This is a genomic window from Pseudodesulfovibrio sp. lm2024, from assembly GCF_051175575.1.
GTDB classification, from domain to species: Bacteria; Desulfobacterota; Desulfovibrionia; order Desulfovibrionales; family Desulfovibrionaceae; genus Pseudodesulfovibrio; species Pseudodesulfovibrio caledoniensis.
Map to the genome: position 1 here is coordinate 2,588,427 of NZ_CP195092.1, position 17,081 is coordinate 2,605,507.

Annotated in this window: 14 protein-coding genes and 2 tRNA genes; 7 read left to right on the top strand and 9 right to left on the bottom strand. The window is 63.7% G+C overall.

The window, feature by feature from the left end; genetic code table 11:
- Window positions 1-133: 133 nt before the first annotated feature.
- Window positions 134-1,390: a UDP-N-acetylglucosamine 1-carboxyvinyltransferase gene (gene murA / locus ACR42D_RS12380; protein ID WP_484567101.1), complete on the bottom strand. Its 1,257-nt coding sequence runs from the start codon at window positions 1,388-1,390 to the stop codon at window positions 134-136.
- Window positions 1,391-1,458: 68 nt separating this feature from the next.
- Here murA and ACR42D_RS12385 point away from each other — a divergent pair.
- A tRNA-His gene (locus tag ACR42D_RS12385) sits at window positions 1,459-1,534 on the top strand.
- Window positions 1,535-1,541: 7 nt separating this feature from the next.
- Here the strand turns inward: ACR42D_RS12385 and ACR42D_RS12390 are convergent.
- Both ACR42D_RS12390 and selB read right to left on the bottom strand, forming a co-directional pair.
- Complete coding sequence (locus tag ACR42D_RS12390; protein WP_484567102.1) at window positions 1,542-2,291, bottom strand: lipid-binding SYLF domain-containing protein; 750 nt, start codon at window positions 2,289-2,291, stop codon at window positions 1,542-1,544.
- A 31-nt stretch (window positions 2,292-2,322) separates the two neighbouring features.
- Window positions 2,323-4,230 carry a selenocysteine-specific translation elongation factor gene (selB, locus tag ACR42D_RS12395; RefSeq protein ID WP_484567103.1) on the bottom strand — a complete coding sequence of 636 codons (1,908 nt, stop codon included), beginning with the start codon at window positions 4,228-4,230 and terminating at the stop codon, window positions 2,323-2,325.
- A gap of 213 nt (window positions 4,231-4,443) precedes the next feature.
- On the opposite strand from selB, the gene ACR42D_RS12400 reads away from it, so the two are divergent.
- The 3 genes from ACR42D_RS12400 (at window position 4,444) to ACR42D_RS12410 (ending at window position 6,985) form a co-directional block, all read left to right on the top strand.
- Window positions 4,444-5,373: a FecR family protein gene (locus ACR42D_RS12400; protein ID WP_484567104.1), complete on the top strand. Its 930-nt coding sequence runs from the start codon at window positions 4,444-4,446 to the stop codon at window positions 5,371-5,373.
- A 39-nt stretch (window positions 5,374-5,412) separates the two neighbouring features.
- Window positions 5,413-5,952 (top strand): tetratricopeptide repeat protein, encoded by a 540-nt coding sequence (locus tag ACR42D_RS12405; RefSeq protein ID WP_484567105.1) that lies wholly within the window; start codon window positions 5,413-5,415, stop codon window positions 5,950-5,952.
- 79 nt (window positions 5,953-6,031) lie between these two features.
- Entirely contained in the window at window positions 6,032-6,985 is a 954-nt protein-coding gene (locus ACR42D_RS12410; RefSeq protein WP_484567106.1) for a FecR family protein, read from the top strand.
- Between the two features lie 190 nt (window positions 6,986-7,175).
- Here the strand turns inward: ACR42D_RS12410 and ACR42D_RS12415 are convergent, their stop codons facing one another.
- The 3 genes from ACR42D_RS12415 to ACR42D_RS12425 are packed head-to-tail and all read right to left on the bottom strand — an operon-like array spanning window position 7,176 to window position 11,206.
- The gene (locus ACR42D_RS12415) at window positions 7,176-8,558 is read right to left on the bottom strand and encodes an aminopeptidase (protein ID WP_484567107.1); all 1,383 of its coding nucleotides are present in this window, start codon (window positions 8,556-8,558) and stop codon (window positions 7,176-7,178) included.
- A 10-nt stretch (window positions 8,559-8,568) separates the two neighbouring features.
- Window positions 8,569-9,975: an L-seryl-tRNA(Sec) selenium transferase gene (gene selA / locus ACR42D_RS12420; protein ID WP_484567108.1), complete on the bottom strand. Its 1,407-nt coding sequence runs from the start codon at window positions 9,973-9,975 to the stop codon at window positions 8,569-8,571.
- Between the two features lie 13 nt (window positions 9,976-9,988).
- Complete coding sequence (locus ACR42D_RS12425; protein WP_484567109.1) at window positions 9,989-11,206, bottom strand: bifunctional folylpolyglutamate synthase/dihydrofolate synthase; 1,218 nt, start codon at window positions 11,204-11,206, stop codon at window positions 9,989-9,991.
- Between the two features lie 173 nt (window positions 11,207-11,379).
- On the opposite strand from ACR42D_RS12425, the gene ACR42D_RS12430 reads away from it, so the two are divergent.
- Window positions 11,380-13,101 carry a methyl-accepting chemotaxis protein gene (locus tag ACR42D_RS12430; RefSeq protein ID WP_484567110.1) on the top strand — a complete coding sequence of 574 codons (1,722 nt, stop codon included), beginning with the start codon at window positions 11,380-11,382 and terminating at the stop codon, window positions 13,099-13,101.
- Between the two features lie 76 nt (window positions 13,102-13,177).
- On the opposite strand, the gene ACR42D_RS12435 is transcribed toward ACR42D_RS12430, so the two are convergent.
- Complete coding sequence (locus tag ACR42D_RS12435; protein ID WP_484567111.1) at window positions 13,178-14,083, bottom strand: AEC family transporter; 906 nt, start codon at window positions 14,081-14,083, stop codon at window positions 13,178-13,180.
- A gap of 159 nt (window positions 14,084-14,242) precedes the next feature.
- Here ACR42D_RS12435 and ACR42D_RS12440 point away from each other — a divergent pair.
- Window positions 14,243-14,329 (top strand) — tRNA-Leu (locus ACR42D_RS12440).
- Between the two features lie 153 nt (window positions 14,330-14,482).
- Window positions 14,483-14,767 (top strand): DUF6538 domain-containing protein, encoded by a 285-nt coding sequence (locus ACR42D_RS12445; protein WP_484567112.1) that lies wholly within the window; start codon window positions 14,483-14,485, stop codon window positions 14,765-14,767.
- Window positions 14,768-15,082: 315 nt separating this feature from the next.
- Here ACR42D_RS12445 and ACR42D_RS12450 read toward each other — a convergent pair whose 3' ends face one another.
- Together ACR42D_RS12450 and ACR42D_RS12455 are read right to left on the bottom strand one after the other, a co-directional pair.
- A complete protein-coding gene (locus ACR42D_RS12450) occupies window positions 15,083-16,084 on the bottom strand; it encodes a fatty acid desaturase (RefSeq protein WP_484567113.1) in 1,002 nt (333 codons plus the stop codon).
- A 212-nt stretch (window positions 16,085-16,296) separates the two neighbouring features.
- Window positions 16,297-17,025, bottom strand: a complete 729-nt coding sequence (locus ACR42D_RS12455) for a Crp/Fnr family transcriptional regulator (RefSeq protein ID WP_484567114.1) — start codon at window positions 17,023-17,025, stop codon at window positions 16,297-16,299.
- Window positions 17,026-17,081: the final 56 nt, after the last annotated feature.

The window sequence follows — 17,081 nt, forward strand, 5'->3', positions numbered from 1 at the left end:
CACACAAAAAGTTTTGAAGGGGAGTCCAGAGGGGAAACTTTTTCAAAAGTTTCCCCTCTGGCCGCCGGAGGCATCAATAAAGGCCGGGCTCCCCGCAAGGGAGCCCGGCCTTTATTATGAATGATGCAAAGCGCTACGCGCTGACGCGTTTGATGCGGGCACCGACGCCGGAGAGTTTGGCTTCGATGTTTTCGTAGCCCCGGTCGAGGTGGTAGATGCGTTCGATGGTGGTGGTGCCTTGGGCGGCCAGACCGGCCAGGACCAGGGAGGCGCTGGCGCGGAGGTCGGAGGCCATGACCGGCGCTCCCTTGAGGGAACCCACGCCCTTGACCATGGCGGTACGGCCCTTGAGGCGGATGTCCGCGCCCAGGCGGACGAGTTCGAGGACGTGCATGAAGCGGTTCTCGAAGATTTTTTCCTCGATGGTGCCGATGCCCTTGCCGAAGCACATGAGGGCCATGAGCTGGGCCTGCATGTCCGTGGGGTAGCCGGGATGCGGCAGCGTGGTCACGTCCACGTTTTCGAGCAGGCCGTTGGCCCGGCGGACCAGGACGTAGTTGTCCTCTTCCTGGAGCCAGACGCCCATTTCGCGCAGCTTGTAGCTGACCGCGTCCAGGTCCTGGAACGGGCAGTCCAGGACTTCCAGTTCGCCGCCGGTGATGGCTGCGGCGACCATGTAGGTCCCGGCCTCGATGCGGTCGGGCATGATGCGATATTCGCAGCCGGACAGGGAGGACACGCCCTCGACATGCAGGACGCTGGTGCCCTGGCCGGTGATCTTGGCCCCGCAGGCGTTGAGGAAGTTGGCCAGGTCCACGACCTCGGGCTCACGGGCCGCGTTTTCGATCTCGGTCTCGCCCTCGGCCAGGGCGGCGGCCATGAGGATGTTCTCGGTGCCGCCCACGGTGGGAAAGTCCAGGGTGATGGAAGCGCCCTTGAGGCCGTTTTTGCAGCGGCCCTTGATGTAGCCCTCGGTTATCTCGAACTCCGCGCCCATGCGCTCGAAGCCGCGCAGGTGCAGGTCCACCGGGCGCGCGCCGATGGCGCAACCGCCGGGCAGGGCCACCTTGGCCTCGCCGAGCCGGGCCAGGAGCGGGCCGAGGCAGAGCACCGAGGCGCGCATGGTCTTGACCAGGTCGTAGGGGGCCTCGGGCTTGAGGCCGGTGCACAGGCTGGTGGCCGCATTGTCCTCGAAGGTGGTTTCGCAGCCGAGGATGTTGAGCAGCTTGAGCGAGGTGCGGATATCGGCCAGCCGGGGCACGTTGGTCAGGGAGACCTTTCCCTCGGCCAGCAGGCAGGCCATGAGGATGGGCAGGGCCGCGTTTTTCGCGCCGCTGACCTGAATGCTTCCCTGCAGCGGAACGCCGCCTTCGATGATAAGTTTATCCATGTGTATCCTTTTTTGATTCTTTTGCTTGACCGGGGGTAAAAGCTTGGTTAAAAACTGCCCCTCACACGGTGGGTGTAGCTCAGTTGGTAGAGCACCTGGTTGTGGCCCAGGTGGCCGTGGGTTCAAGTCCCATCACTCACCCCAGTTTGACTCAATTGGACGGAACTTCGGTTCCGTCCTTTTCGTTTTCATGGGGTTCGGATGCGGCCTTGTCCAGGAGTTCCAGCAGCCGTTCCGAGCCGTAAGGCCGGATTTTTTTGTCGAACAGTATGGTCTCGGGCGAGCCGCCCTCCACGCCGGTAAAGGCCTGATTCAGCTTCGTGCGGTTGGAGAACCCGCCGGTGTTCAGGGCTATGCCCGCATATAGGCCGGTCCGCTCGCCGATGAAATAGATGTTGCCGGATTCCTGGAACTCGGGGGTCTGGTTGGCCTCGAGTTCGGCGTTCAGGGCCACGGCCCGGGCCTGGCCGCTGAACACAGCGCCCTTTTCCAGGATGTAGCGGACATCCTCCTCGTCCATGATCAGGAGCAGGCCGGATTCCTTGGACACGCCCGCCTGCAGCCCCCAGCCCACCGAGGACTTGGACATGAAGACCGGACCGGTCCAGCCCTGGTCCGTGCGGGCGGCCACCAGCGCGTTGCCGTGGCCGATGGAGAAGATGAAGCCGACGTCGCCGATGGCCGGGATGATCATGATGCCCTTGGCCTCGCCGATCAGGCGGTGGACCCGCCCGTCCTTGTCCTTTTCCAGAGAATCCTCAACCATGCCGGTGGCTTCATCCACCAGGGCCTGGGCCGTTCCACGGTCCGTGGTCGCCCCCTTGGAGGCGGTCGCCGCGCACCCTGCCAGGAGCGTCAGAAGCAGCAGGACGGCCGCGATGTGCGTTGCTCGAATTGCCATAGCCTTGGCCTAAAGGGTGCGTCCTGACCTGTCAAGACCGTTTGCGCAGACGGCGGACGTCTCCCACGCGCACGGTCAGTTTTTCCTTGTCGAAATATTCCAGCACCGGAATGAGGTATTTGCGCGACAGCCCGGTCAGCTCCTTGAAGTCCGGGGCCGACATCTCCTCGCGGTCGGCGAAAAAGCCGACGATGGCGTCGCGGATGCCGGTCAGGGCCGGGGCGTGGTAGTACATGTCGTCCTTGATGCGCGTCAGCTCCCCCTGGTCCTGCAGCAGCCGGAGCACGGGCCCGGCCTGCTTGGCGTCCATGCCCAGCGGTTCGAGCACGTCCTTGAGGTTGGGCGGCGTGGCTCCGCCCTCGGTGTAGGCGGACAGGATGGTTTCGCGGACCTTTTCCTGGTCCGAGGCCAGAGAGACCTTGTGGTCCTTGAGCCGGATCACCTCCTGCTCGGCCACGATCTCGCCCTTCTTGAGCAGCCGTTCCAGGAGGAAATGCATAAGCTTGGGCGGCAGTTCGCGGCCCCAGGACGAGGCCAGCTCGCCGCGCTGCACGCCGGGCTTCATGGACTCCCTGCGGTGGTAGGCGGCCAGGAATTCAAGGAGTTCGGCGGAGAGGCGCTCGGCCATGTCCCCGCCAGCGTAGCGCCGGGTCTCCTTGTCGAAGAGCACGGCCCGCTGCTGGCCGCCGAGCACGCCCAGGGTCTTGTCCAGCCCCTTGGTCTCGAGGTTGGTCATGGTCAGCAGCTCGGCGAAATCCACGCCCTTGGGCCCGGCCAGTTCGAGCTGGGCGGCGGCCACTTCCTCGGGCTGGTCCGAGGCTAAACGCTTGAGCATCTCCACATCCTCCGAGAACCGTTTGATGCGGTGCCCGGACGGGCCGATGAGCCGCCCGCCCGCAAAGGCGCGCAGGGGCGAGAAGGAGCGCAGCACGATGCGGTCGCCCCAGACCCCGGCCATGGGTTCGGAGAAGCGGGCCTGGCACACGGCGGTCTCGCCGGGCGCAAGCTCGTCGCGGTCGAGCAGGTAGATGCGCGCCAGGACCTCCCGCGCGCCGTGATGGAAATGGATCTCCTTGCGATGCTTGAGCGGCAGGCGCGAGGATTCAAGCACGGTCAATTCGATGTCCCAGACGTCGGACGGAAACAGGGAGCCGGGCCGGGCCAGGACGTCGCCCCGGCGGACCTCGTCCACTTCCAGGCCCGCCAGGTTCACGGCGGTGCGCCGTCCGGCCTGGGCCGTCTCCACGGTCTTGCCGTGGGATTGCAGGCCGCGCACCTTGGATGTGGCCGTGCCGGGATACAAGGTCACGTCCTCGCCCACAGACACGGCACCGGAGATCATGGTCCCGGTGACCACGGTGCCGTGGCCCTTCATGGTGAAGACCCGGTCCACGGGCAGGCGGAAGAGGTCCGAGCGCCGCCTGGGCTTGAACTCGGCCACCAGCTTGCGCAGGGCCTCCTTGAGCTCCTCCAGCCCCTGGCCGGTGTGGGCGGACACGGGCAGGACCGGCGCGCCGCCGAGAAAGGTCGGCTCCAGGTAGGCGGCCACCTCCTCCTGGACCATCTCCAGCCAGTCGGCGTCGACCATGTCGGTCTTGGTCAGGGCCACCAGGCCGGTGGTCACGCCGAGCAGCTGGCATATCTCCAGATGCTCGCGGGTCTGGGGCATGATGCCCTCGTCGGCGGCGATGACCAGGACCACAAAGTCCACGCCCGCCGCGCCCGCGACCATGTTCTTGACGAATTTCTCATGGCCCGGCACGTCGACGATGCCGAGGCGGTTCTCCTCGCCGAGGTCCAGGAAGGCGAACCCCAGTTCTATGGTGATGCCGCGCTTCTTTTCCTCGGACAGCCGGTCGCAGTCAATGCCGGTCAGGGCCTTGATGAGCGTGGTCTTGCCGTGGTCGATGTGGCCGGCGGTTCCCATGATGACGGGCATAATACGTATTCTCCGCTGCGTGCTGATTGAATTTGAGGTTGTGACAGGTAAGCATCGTAGGGAAAAACCGGCCGCGTAACAAGGCTTCGGATGCAGTTTGCGATTCTTCGTGCGGTCGCGCCCCGCGGAACAAGCCCGCCATTATATTGACCTATACTGTAAATATGGTATGAATACTCAAACAAAACAGTATTCCCAAAGGGAGCCAATTCCATGAGCGAAATGCGTACGGTATTACGATGTTTCCTGCTGGCGGCAACCCTTCTCCTGCTCCTCCCGGCTGCGGCTCCGGCCTCGGAACCCGCGCCGGGCGCGCCCGACGCCATCGGCGAAGTGATATCCCTGAACGGGGCCGTCACTGCCCACGGTGCGGACGGGACCGTGCGGAAACTCGGCCTGAACCAACCGGTGGTCCCCAAGGACATCGTCGTCACCGGTTCCCGAAGCAACGTGGAAATCCTGTTCAGGGACCGCTCGGTGCTCTCCCAGGGGCCGGACTCCCGGACCGTGCTCGACGACTACGTGTACTCGGCCGATCCGTCCGCTTCCAAGATGCTCCTCAAGCTGGGCGCCGGGACCTTCCGTTATGTGACCGGCGAGATCGTCAAACGGAATCCCGACGCCTTCGCCCTGGAGACCCCGACCACCACCATCGGTATCCGGGGCACCGAGGTCTTTGCCGAGAACACGGCCGAAGGCGAGGAGATCGGCGTACTCTCCATGACGCCCGGCCACCAGGTGGACGTGACCTCGGGAACGACCTCCAAAACAATCACGCAGGCGGGCTACTCGGTCAAATCCGTAGGCGGGCGGCTGTCCGACCCGGCCCCCACGGACCCGGCCACCCGCGCCAGGGTGATCAAGGCCGCTCCCCAGTCCACCCAGGGCGAAACGGGCGCGCCCGGCCGTTCCGGCCGCGATGACCGGCTTGAAGCGTTTGCCAACGCCATTGACCGGACCAAGGGCACCCTCGGCTCCATTGAGGACAAGCCCGACTACAACACCCTGCACAACATTACCCTCCAGGCCCGGGCCCACGACAGGACCGAGAGCGGCCGCGACAGCTCCGTCAGCGCCGGGCTGGGCAGCGACGGCGGCGACGCGGGCGGCGGCCCCGACGGCGGCGGTGGCGCACACCCCTAACTCTCCGCTCCCGAACTTCGCAAGAAAAGGAACAACGACATGCAAGCATCTCTGAAATACGCGTTCATTCCCGTCCTGCTGCTCCTTCTGACCGGCTGCGTGATGAGCACCATGAACGAACGGCAGGGAACCAAGGCGTACCTGGAAAAGGACTATGCCTTCGCCAGGATGAAATACGAAGAGGCCGTGGCCGACGACAACGCCCAGGCCATGTACCACCTGGCGGTCATGTACGCCCAGGGCCAGGGCGTGGAACAGGACTACGCCAAGGCCGCCGGGCTGCTCGAACAGTCCGCCGCGTTGGGCCAGGAGGACGCACGGCTCATGCTCGGCTTGTTCCATCTCTACGGCGACGGCGTGCCGCGCGACCTTGCGAGGGGAGCGGCCCTGATCGCTACCGCCGCCGAAAACGGCAACGACACGGCTATGTACTACCTCGGCAACCTTTACGCCGCCGGGTTGGGGGTGGAAAAGAATCTCGACAAGGGGCTATACTGGATGCAGGAGGCCAAGAACGCGGGCTTCCCGGTCAAGGACGAGTTGCTGACCCTGGACGGCCTCGCCGCCCTGTACGAATAAGCAGCCACGCGCTTTGATGCGGTCCGTCGACCGGTCCGCGCGACGTCCGCCGCCAATGACAACCTTCCGGAGGAAGCCCATGCATGCCCCAGGACCCTTCGTCCGTCTGGCGCTCGCCCTGTTTCTGACCTGCGCCCTGGCTCCGGTCGCCCTGGCGGCCCAACCGGACAATGGCCCGGACGCCATCGGCACCGTGGCCTACCTGGCCGGAGAGGCCATGGCCGAACGGTCCGGCGGCATCCGCGAGCTGACGCAGGACGCGCCGGTCCGGACCGGGGACATCGTCGTCACGGGCGAGCGCAGCAGCATGGAGATCGTATTCAGGGACGGGTCCGTCCTTTCTCAGGGCGCGAATTCGCGCACGGTCCTCGACGACTTCGTCTATTCCGGCACACCCGCCGCCTCGAAGATACTTCTCGGGACGGCTGTGGGCACGGTGCGCTACGTGACCGGCAAGGTCGTCGAGCAGAATCCCGACGGCTTCGTCTTCGAGACATCGCTGGCGACCATCGGTATCCGGGGCACCGGCGTCTTCGCCGAGGTCGCTCCGGAACGGGAGATCGTCGGGGTGCTCTCCATGACCCCGGGCCACACCGTATCGGTGGCCACCAAGACGCAGTCCAGGACCATCGGCCGGGCCGGATACGCGGTGACCGTCACCCCGGATGGACGGATATCCGTCCCCACGCCCTTGGCCCCCGCGACCCGCTCACGGATCATCCGGTCCGCCCCCCAGACCTCCCAAGGCGAACAACCCGACGAGAGCCTGGTCAGCCGGGACGAAATGCGAAACCGCATCAAGGCGTTCGAGGCGGCCATGGACCGCGCCAAGAGCGAGCTCGGCGGCGTGGACAGCCGCCCCGACTACAACACCCTGCACGAACTCTCGCTGCAAAGGGAAGGCAAGCTGTCCGCCGAGAGCGACCTGAAGGCCCCGTCTGCGGCCATGCCGAACAGGGTCTTGAAGGCCCCGACGGAAGGCACCCTACCGGTTCCGACGAACAAACCTCTGCCGAGGCCCAACCGTTTTTAAGCAATAGGAAAAAAGGGCGGCCGGGATCATCCCGGCCGCCCTTTTCTGATTCATTGGCGAAGATCAGGCGCATGCCACCCAGGCAAGCCCACGGAAGAAACCAGTCCGTGCCAGGTCGGCGAAACGACGGGAACCTGGGCAGAGGCCAGACCAGCCCCTGTGAAACGGGCGGTCGACCACGGCCGCCCTCCTACCGCTTCAGGAACTCGCGGAAGGCCAGGACGCAGGCGTAGATGTCGGCCTTGGCGGACAGCTCGAAGGGGGAGTGCATGGACAGGACGGGTACGCCCACGTCGATGACGTCCATGCCGTACACGGCCAGGAACTTGGCCACGGTGCCGCCGCCGCCCGCGTCCACCTTGCCCAGCTCGGACATGTGCCACGGGATGCCCGCATTATCGAAGATGGAACGCAGCCAGCCGATGAAGTCCGGGTGGGCGTCGTTGGCCCCGACCTTGCCGCGATGGCCGGTGAACTTGTTGAAGCACGGGCCGTACCCCAGGCGGGCGGCGTTGAGCGGCTCGTACACGTCCTTGTGGTCCGGGTCCATGGCCGCGGACACGTCGGCGGACAGGGCCGAGCCGTTCATCAGCACCGAGGACAGGCGCGCGCCCGGCTCCCAGGCGTCCACCAACTCCTCCATGCAGTACTCGAAGAAATAGGACTTGGCGCCCGTGGCCCCCTCGGAGCCGATCTCCTCCTTGTCCCAGAAGAGCACGATCTGGCAGAACTCGGGCTCGGGCTCGGCCAGCAGGGCCTCGAGCGCGCAGAACACGCTGGACCGGTCGTCCTGGCCGTAGCCGCCGATGAGGGCCTCGTCCAGGCCGACATAGCGGGCCGGTCCGGCGGGCACGGCCTGCATCTCGGCGCTGAGGAAGTCGGCCTCCTCGATGCCGTAGCGTTTATTCAGAATCTCCAGGACCTTGCGCTTGACCGGCTCCTTGGCCTTGTCCTTGTCGTCCTTGGGGGCCGGGACCGGGGACTGGCCCAGGATGACGTTGAGCTTCTCGGCCTCGAAGGCGTCCTCCACTTTCTTGGTCACTTCCTTGTAGGCCAGGTGCGGCAGCAGGTCGGTGATGGTGAAAACCGGTTCGTCGGCCGCCTCGCCGATGCACACGGAGACCGCTTCGCCGGATTTCTTGACCACGGTGCCGTGCAGGGCCAACGGGATGGTCAGCCACTGGTACTTACGGATGCCGCCGTAGTAGTGGGTCTTGGCCAGGCAGATGTCCAGGTCCTCGTAGAGCGGGCGCTGCTTGAGGTCCAGGCGCGGGCAGTCGGCGTGGGCCCCGACCAGGCGGAACCCCTCGGACAGGGGGCGCTTGCCCTTGCGGGCCAGGAAACAGGTCTTGTTGCGGTTGAAGCGGTACGCCAGCGGGGCCTTGAGGTCGTCCACGAAACCGGCGGCCTCGACCCGGGCGCGCACGTAGTCCATCACCAGCCGCTCGGTCTTGCATTCGCTTAAGAATTTCAGGTAGTCGGCGGCCATGGCGTCCATGGCCTTGAGGTGCTTCTTGGAGGCGTATGCCTCCCAGGCGGACTTGGGCTCGTATTCCAGTTGCAGCTTGCTCATGATTTCCTTCCTATGCGGTCAGCGCGTCCACGGCCTGCTTGAGGGCATGGGCGGCCAGCTTGAGTTCGGAGGACCCCAGGGTGCGCGGGTCCAGCAGAAATTCGTCGTCCTCGATGCGCGCCACCAGCGGCGGATCGGTGTCCAGCAGAGCGTCGCGCAACTCTTCCACGGCCAGACCGGCCACGGCCACGGTGACCATGGTGCCGGGCAGGTCGTACTCGGGGAAGGCCCCTCCGCCCACGCGGGAGACGCCCTTCTTCAAGCCCACCACGGCCCGCTCGCCCAGCGCCTCGCGCACGGCCTCGGCCAGCCGCCGGGCCTTGGACTTCAACGCCTCGGGGGAGGCCGTAATCATGTTCAGGGTGGGGATTTTGCGCCGGGCCTCGGTCATGTCGAGGTACAGCCGCAGGGTCGCCTCCAGGGCGGCCAGGGTCATCTTGTCGATGCGCACGGCCCGGTTGATGGGGTTCTTCTTGATGCGGTCGATGTATTCCTTGCGGCCCACGATGACGCCCGCTTGGGGCCCGCCCAGGACCTTGTCGCCCGAGAACGAGACCACGTCCGCACCCTGGGCCACCACCTGCTGCACCGTGGGTTCGCCGAGCAGCCCCTCCCCTTCCAGGGAGTAGAGGGAGCCGGAGCCCAGGTCCTCGATGACCGGCAGATTGTAGCGGTCGCCCAGCACGCGCATCTCGGCCAGGGAGACCTCCTTGGTGAAGCCGACCACGCGGAAATTGGAGGTGTGCACGCGCATGAGCGCGCCGGTCTCGTCGCCGATGGCGTTCTCGTAGTCGTGCACGTGGGTCCGGTTGGTGGCCCCAACCTCGCGCAGGGTCGCCCCGGACTTGGCCATCACGTCCGGGATGCGGAAGGAGCCGCCGATCTCGACCAGCTGGCCCCGTGAGACGATGACCTCGCGCCCCTTGGCCAGGGTCTCGAGCATGATGAACACGGCGGCCGCGTTGTTGTTGACCACCAGGGCGGCCTCGGCCCCGGTGATGTCGCACAGGATTTTCTCCACGTGAGAGTAGCGGCTGCCGCGCTTGCCCGTGGCCAGGTCGAACTCGCAGTTGGAGTAATGGCCGCACGCCTCGGCCACGGCCTCGATGGCGGACTTGGCCAGCAGGGAACGGCCCAGGTTGGTGTGCACGACCACGCCCGTGGCGTTGAGCACCCGGCGGAAATGGGGCCGGGCCTTGGAACGGACATAGGCGGTCAGCCGGGGGGCCAGGGCCGCGACCGATAACTCCTCGGGCTTGTCGAACGCGCCCGCGCGGATTTCCTCGCGGCAGATATCCAGAAACTCGTTGACCAGATTCTTGACCAGCGGCCGGGGCAGCTCGCCGATCCCCTCCGCCTTGGTCAGGACGGAAAGTACCTCGTCCACCGAAGGCAGGTGCCTGAAAAGATTGCTCATGCGTATTCCAGTGTTAGGCGGTGAGAAAACGAGGATACAGAATATAGAACTCCGCAAGCAAATACAAGGACCCGCAGACCAGTGTCGGTCCCTCCACATCTGGCCCCTGCCTCAGCGCCGCCTCCATGGATTCCGACGTCACGGCCCGCCCGCCGATGGCCTCGGCTATAGCCCGGTTGTCGGCCGCCCGCTCGCCCTCCATGGCCGGGACCAGGATGGGCCCGTCGGTCAGGGTGCGGATGAGCGGCAACATGTCGGTCAGGTTCTTGTCGCGCAGGCAGGCGAAGATCACCTTGCCCGGCCGGATGTTGTCCGCCCGCAGGGCCGCGTTCAGGGCGGCCAGGGCGTGGGCGTTGTGCGCCCCGTCCAGGATGATCGTACGGCCGTCCAGCTCGACGCTCTGCAACCGGCCCGGCAGGAAGGCGCTCTCCAGGCCGAAGACCTCGGTGGCGTGGTCGGTGCGCAAGGCCCGGCTCGCCGCGAACCAGCGCCACCCGGCCAATGCCAGACGGGCGTTGGCGGTCTGGTGGATGCCCTTGAGCCCCAGCTTGATCCCGTCCACGGGCCCGGCAGCGTCCACGGCATAGACCAACCGCGCCCCGACCTTTTCGGCCCGGTTCTGCAGCTGGATCATGGCCTCTGGATCCTGGGGGCCGGTCAAGGCCACCCCGCCCTCGTGGATGGCGCCCGCCTTGTCCCGGGCGATGTCGGTCAGCGTGGGACCGAGGATCTTCTCATGGTCCAACCCCATGGGCGTGAACAGGGTCAGCCCGGGGCGGAACACGTTGGTCGCGTCGTAGCGTCCGCCCAGCCCCGCCTCCATCACGGCCAGGTCCACCCCGGCGCGCTCAAAAGCGAGCATGGCCAGGCAGGTCTGGAATTCGAAATAGGTCAGTTCTCCGCCGCCGGGCACGGACAGAATCTCGTTGGCCAGGTCCACCCAGTCCTCGCGGGAGAGCATGCGCCGGTTGACCTGAATGCGCTCGCGCGGGGAGACGAAATGGGGCGAGGAGAAAGTGCCGACCTTCTGTCCGTGGGCGCGCGCCAGGGAGGTCAGGAAGGCGGATGTGGAGCCCTTGCCGTTGGTGCCGACCACGTGGACCACGGGCAACGCGGGCAGGCCGTGGGCGTTCCAGAAAGCCTCCATGCGGCCCAGGGTCAGGTCCATGTGGAAAAGGCCCAGCCGGTCCATGTAGGCGGTCAGTTCGGTGTAGTTGCTGAAGCGTGTCACGAGGGGCTTCCTATCAGGAATGCGGCCGGGATGGAACTCCCCTGAGGCCGTCCATCCCGGTATACCCGAGAATCCCCTTTCCGCCAGCGCGTTATAATCTGCAATTCCCCTATGGTGCAAAGGGAAGCAAATATGGTAGTCGCTGTAGCTGTCCACATTGCAAGGAGAAGCAAATGCTCAGAAAAATGACCATCAAGGTACGTATCTTATTGTTGATATGTTGTATCGTCGTCTTCACCGCCGGGTTCACCCTGGCCTTTCTGGACGGCGTGAACAAAGTGAAGGACGTGGGTGTCGACTTCGCCACCAAGGCCATGCTCGAAGGCGAGAACAGCAAGATCGAAGTCGCCACCAAGGCCATGGCCGAGAGCATCAGCGCGGCCATCGCCGATGTACCCGACGAGAACGCCAAGATCGAAATCATCCGCAAGCTGATCGACAAAATCCGCTTCGAAAGCGACCAGTCCGGCTATTTCTTCGTCTACAACAAGACGACCAACGTGTCCCTGCCCCCGAACCATTCGCTGCAAGGCAAGGACCTGGGCCATCTCAAGGACCCCAACGGCGTGCAGCTGGTCGTTGAACTGAACAAGCTGGCCCATAACGGCGGCGGCTTTCTGACCTACATCTGGCCCAAGCCCGGCAAAGGCGACCAGCCCAAGCTCTCCTACGCCACGCTCATCCCCGGCACCGACATGTGGATCGGCACCGGCGTCTACCTCGACAACGTGAACGACAAGAAGCTGGAGATCACCAACCAGATCGAGGAGATCGTCTCCCGCTACGTGTGGATCATCAGCAGCGCCATCCTCGGCGTCTTCGCCCTGCTCATCCTGCCCTTCTGTCTGCTCATTGTCCGGTCCATCATCCAGCCGCTGCACGAAGCCCTGGAGCTGGCCGACCATGTGGCGGCGGGCGACCTGACCCGCGACATCTCCTCCGAGTACAACGACGAACCCGGCAGGCTGACCGCCTCCCTGGGCGTCATGGTCCGCCGCCTGCGCCAGATCGTGGGCCAGGCCAAGGAGGGCGCGGACCAGGTGGCCTCGGGCAGCACCGAGGTGACCAGCTCGGCCACCTCCCTGGCCGACGGCGCCAACCGCCAGGCCGCGTCCGTGGAGGAGGTCTCCGCCTCCATGGAAGAGATGATCGGCCAGATCAGCCGGAACACGGAAAACGCCACCCAGACCGAGCGCATGGCCCACCAGACGGCCCTGGACGCGCAAAAGGGCGGCGACACCGTCATGGAAGCGGTCCACTCCATCAAGAACATCGCCGAGAAGATCTCGATCATCGAGGAGATCGCCAGACAGACCAACCTGCTGGCCCTGAACGCGGCCATCGAGGCGGCCCGCGCGGGCGAGGCGGGCAAGGGATTCGCCGTGGTCGCGGCCGAGGTGCGCAAGCTGGCCGAACGCAGCGGCGCGGCGGCGGCCGAGATCGGCGAGCTGTCCACCACCACCCTGGCCAAGGCGGACGAGGCCGGGGCCATGCTGACCCGCATGGTGCCCGACATCCGCAAGACCGCCGACCTGGTCCAGGAGATTTCGGCGGCCAGCACAGAGCAGAACGCCGGAGCCCAGGAGATCAACCGGGCCATCCAGGAGCTGGACAGCGTCATCCAGCAGAACGCCGGGGCCTCGGAAGAACTGGCGGCCACGGCCAAGGAGTTCACCACCCAGGCTGGCCAGCTCCAGCAGGCCATGCAGTACTTCACCATCGACTCCCGGTCCGTATCCCGGCCCAGGCCCAAGGCCGACCGCCCCAAGACCACCCAGACCAGGGTCTCCCGGCCCGCGCAGGCCCAACTGCCGCCCGCGAAACCGCAGGCGCACGACACGGGGCTCGACCTGGACATGGACTCCATGGAGGACAAGGACTTCGAACGGTTCTAGTCCGCTACGCTGAACAAAACAAAGGGCGCACCGCTACGGCGGCGCGCCCTTTTTCATGATACGGAAGCAGACCGGTTCAGATGAACGTCAGCAGCCAGTACCACAGGGGGCGGGTCAGGATGGAGAGCGGCACGCCTATGCCGAGCATGGTCGCGGCCAGGTTCGGGCGCGCGCCGTAGGTCATGGCGATGATCCCGCCGGAGATCATCGGCCCCATGCCCGCCTCGAAGATCGTCACTTTGGTGGCCGTGTCCGTCTGGCCCAGCACCCAGACGTAGAGGATCAGGATGAGCACCGGGGCCGCGACCAGCTTGTAGCCCAGTCCCACGGCCAGCTCCCGGCCCACGCCCGCTATGGACTTGAAGCGCAGGGTCAGGCCCACGGACAACAGGGCCAGGGGACTCAGGGTGGACCCCAGGCGCGAGAGCATCCCGGTGAGCCACTGCGGATACGGCACGGCGTGCAGGGCGAAGCCCAGGACGATGGCGATGAGCGGGGGAAAGAGCAGGACCTTGCGGACCAGTTCGCGGCGGCTCACGTCCCGGCCCGAGACCCCGGCGGCCAGGACGATGCCGGGCACGGCCAGGACCATGAAGGACCCCGCCGTGTCGCAGAGCATGCCCACGCCGAGATACTCCGGCCCGTAAAAGGCCTCGATCATGGGCAGCCCCACGAAGGAGGTGTTGCCCAACCCGCCGGTCAGGGCCAGGCAGACCACGGTCTTGCGGTCCCAGCCCATGCGCCGGCCGAGGGAGGCGAACAGGGTGTAGCCCACGCCGAAGACGACCCAGGCCATGGCCGCGGGCGGAATCAGCTCCGGCCCGATAGGCAGGTCGTGCGCGTACAGCAGGGCCAGGGCGGGCAGGGACATGTGGATGATGACCGCGTTGAGCGCGGCCGGGCCGTGTTCATCGATAATCCCCGCGACCCGCAGCCCCACGCCCAGCGCGAAACAGATGCCCAACAGCAGAAAATTGTCCATTGATTACTCCGGATGTGCCCCTGTCGATACCGGGATTTAACGGTAATTTCAAGATGTTCGCCCCGCTCCGACAGGCCCGGCCGATTGTTCTCGCATTTCCCCGCAAAAAATGCTTGCCAACCGACCGCAGGGCATATATACCCCTTTTCGCCTGAACGTGCCGAAGTGGTGGAATTGGTAGACACGCATGGTTCAGGACCATGTGGTTTTACGACCGTGGAAGTTCGAGTCTTCTCTTCGGCACCAGTAAAGAACAAGGGTTGCGGCTAACTAGCTGCAACCCTTTTTCTTTTGTATACGGCAAGTTACGTGATCGTCTTCTTCTCGGCGTAATTTGACCCCAAGGGGTTAAAGTGATGGGTCAAAGTACCCGGAATCGTCTGCCGTCGGAGACCTCACATGCCGCAAATCGCACGTTCCCCGAACCACCTCTACCGGAAGGGCTCAATCTATTACTTTCGCCACGTCATCCCGCACGACCTGCGGGACTCGTTGGGCCGCTCCGAAGTCAGGATGTCTCTCCAGACAGGCTATCTGGCCGAAGCAAGGCTCAAGGCCCGAATATTGGCCTCGGGCGTAAAACGAATACTGACCAAGATGAGGAACGGTGAACTCCCCATGGATGATTTCGACCAGATAAAAGTGTTCATGAATGACTGGCTCAAGCGTAAGCCCCCACCTTAGGACCAGCTAGTAGTAGAGACTTCCCGCCGATTTTTGGCAGGGGGGCCCCCTGCCCTCTGGGCTGCAAATTCCATTGGCGTTCAACTGGTTTGCCTCAGGGGTTTCCTGAACACCAAATTGAGCGTAAAAACAGCCCCGCAGGATATGTCCGATGGTAAGGGAAAAGACGAGACCGGGTCGCGATTAAACAGCAAAGGCTAGGGAATCTTTTCGGTTCCAGTCCCTCCATAGCAGATTGATAACGGACTTTCCGCCAAGCAGACGGTCCCAATCGGGCTTTGTCTGCAGTCAGCAGCACTGGGCTCATTCTGCCATTCAATTCAATGATGCGAAGCTGACAAGCTTGCGCTGTTCCTCATCCCACAAATTCAGTTTCAACGACCTCAGACTTTTTAAGAAGGTCAATGCCTGGACCTTCTGCATATCCGGGATAGCGTCATAGCATTCCTGAAGTCTGTAATTCGGGATTCTTGGCAAGACATGATGCACATGATGCAGGCCAATATTCCCCGTGAACCATTGCAGGACCTTGGGAAGCTTGTAATAGGAACTTCCGTCCATGGCGGCTCTCGCAGGATCCCACTCGTCCTGGTGCGCCCAGTAGACACCCTCGAATTGATGCTGCACATAGAACAGCCACACCCCGGCCGCACCCGCAATAAGCATTATTGGAACCTGAATTATCAGATAGGTCTTGAAGCCAATGGTCAGACTGGCCAGGGCAACAATCATCACGATTGCCACATTGGTGACCGTGGCGCTAAAGCGCTCTTGTCTTCCTTCCCAGTTGTACAAGAATCGCTGGGTAATCAAAAATGAATACCCTGGACCAATCCCCAAAAAGATGAGTGGGTTGCGGTAAAGGCGATAGGCCAGGCGCTTGGCCGGAGAGAGTGCCAGATACTCGTTTACGGTCAGCGTCCACAGGTCGCCCACCCCTCTTTTGTCCAGATTCGCATAAGTGCCATGATGAACCATATGGTTGTGCTGCCAATAGGTAAACGGAGTGAACGTCAAAAAGCCTGAAAAATATCCGAGGATGGTATTGGCCCGACGCGAGGCGAAGAACGAACCATGGGTGCAGTCATGGAATATGATGAAAATGCGAACCAACACCAGGGCTGCCAGAATGAGAAGCGGAACGATCACGAAAAAAGACGCTCCACTCTTCAGCAGATATATGAGGAGTCCCCAAATACCGAAATAGGGCAGATAGGTGTCGACAATCTGCCATACGGCCCGGCCGTTATCCGGTTTTGCGTAGGGCTTCAGCAGGCTGCGCAGCTCCGTAATCGAAAGCTCATTGGTATCATTCACGCCACTTCGCCCTCCCCTGAATTAAAGCACTGTTACTATAGTAACCATATACGACGCGGATACTTCCATCAAGAGAGGGCGCACTGTTCGGCCGGTGTGTCCGGTCCGGAACCACTCCTCGACACAAGGCCGCCCGCCAAAACAAATGCGCTTTACACGGACCAACCATGTTTCACGCGGGCGTCAACATCAGCTCTTGCCTATCCCTTCCCTTATCCGTCTTTGCGAGGCACAAGATAAGGCAGCAGGCGGTCGGTCTCTTTCTTGACCACGCTGTAGCACTCGCAAGACAACGCCTCAAGTTGAGGCCGGTCCAGCACCGTGATGCGGCCGCGGCTGTACTCGATGACGCCGAGCTTATGCAGCCTGCCTGCGGCTGCGGTGACGCCTTCACGGCGCACGCCGAGCATGTTGGCGATGAGTTCCTGGGTCATGACCAGGTTGTTGTCCGACAGGCGGTCCAGCGAAAGCAGCAGCCAGCGGCAGAGCTGCTGGTCGATGGAGTGGTGACGATTGCACACCGCCGTCTGGGCCATCTGCGTGATCAGGGATTGGAGGTAGTGCAATACCAGCTCCGTCATCTGGGAATGGCGGTTGCACTCGTCCATGAACCTCTGGCCCGGCAGCTTGAACGCCCATCCGGCGCTCTGAACCACGGACCGGCTCGTGGTACTTCCCCCGCCCATGAACAGGGAGACGCCAACGAACCCTTCGTTGCCCACCACCGATATCTCGGCCGAGCCACCGTCCTCCATCACGTAGAGCAAGGACACGATGGAATCCGTGGGGAAATATACCTGGGTCACGGCTTCCCCGGGCTCGTACAAGACCTCGCCCAAAGCCAACTCCACCAACTCGAGGTCAGGAGACAGACGGTCCTGGACCTTCCCTGGCAAGGCGGCCAAAAGATGATTTTGCTTCAGCGTAGGCGCTGATTGCATGCGTGCCTCCTTTGATATCTTGGGAATTCGCATGGATTATTATGAGTATTACCGCC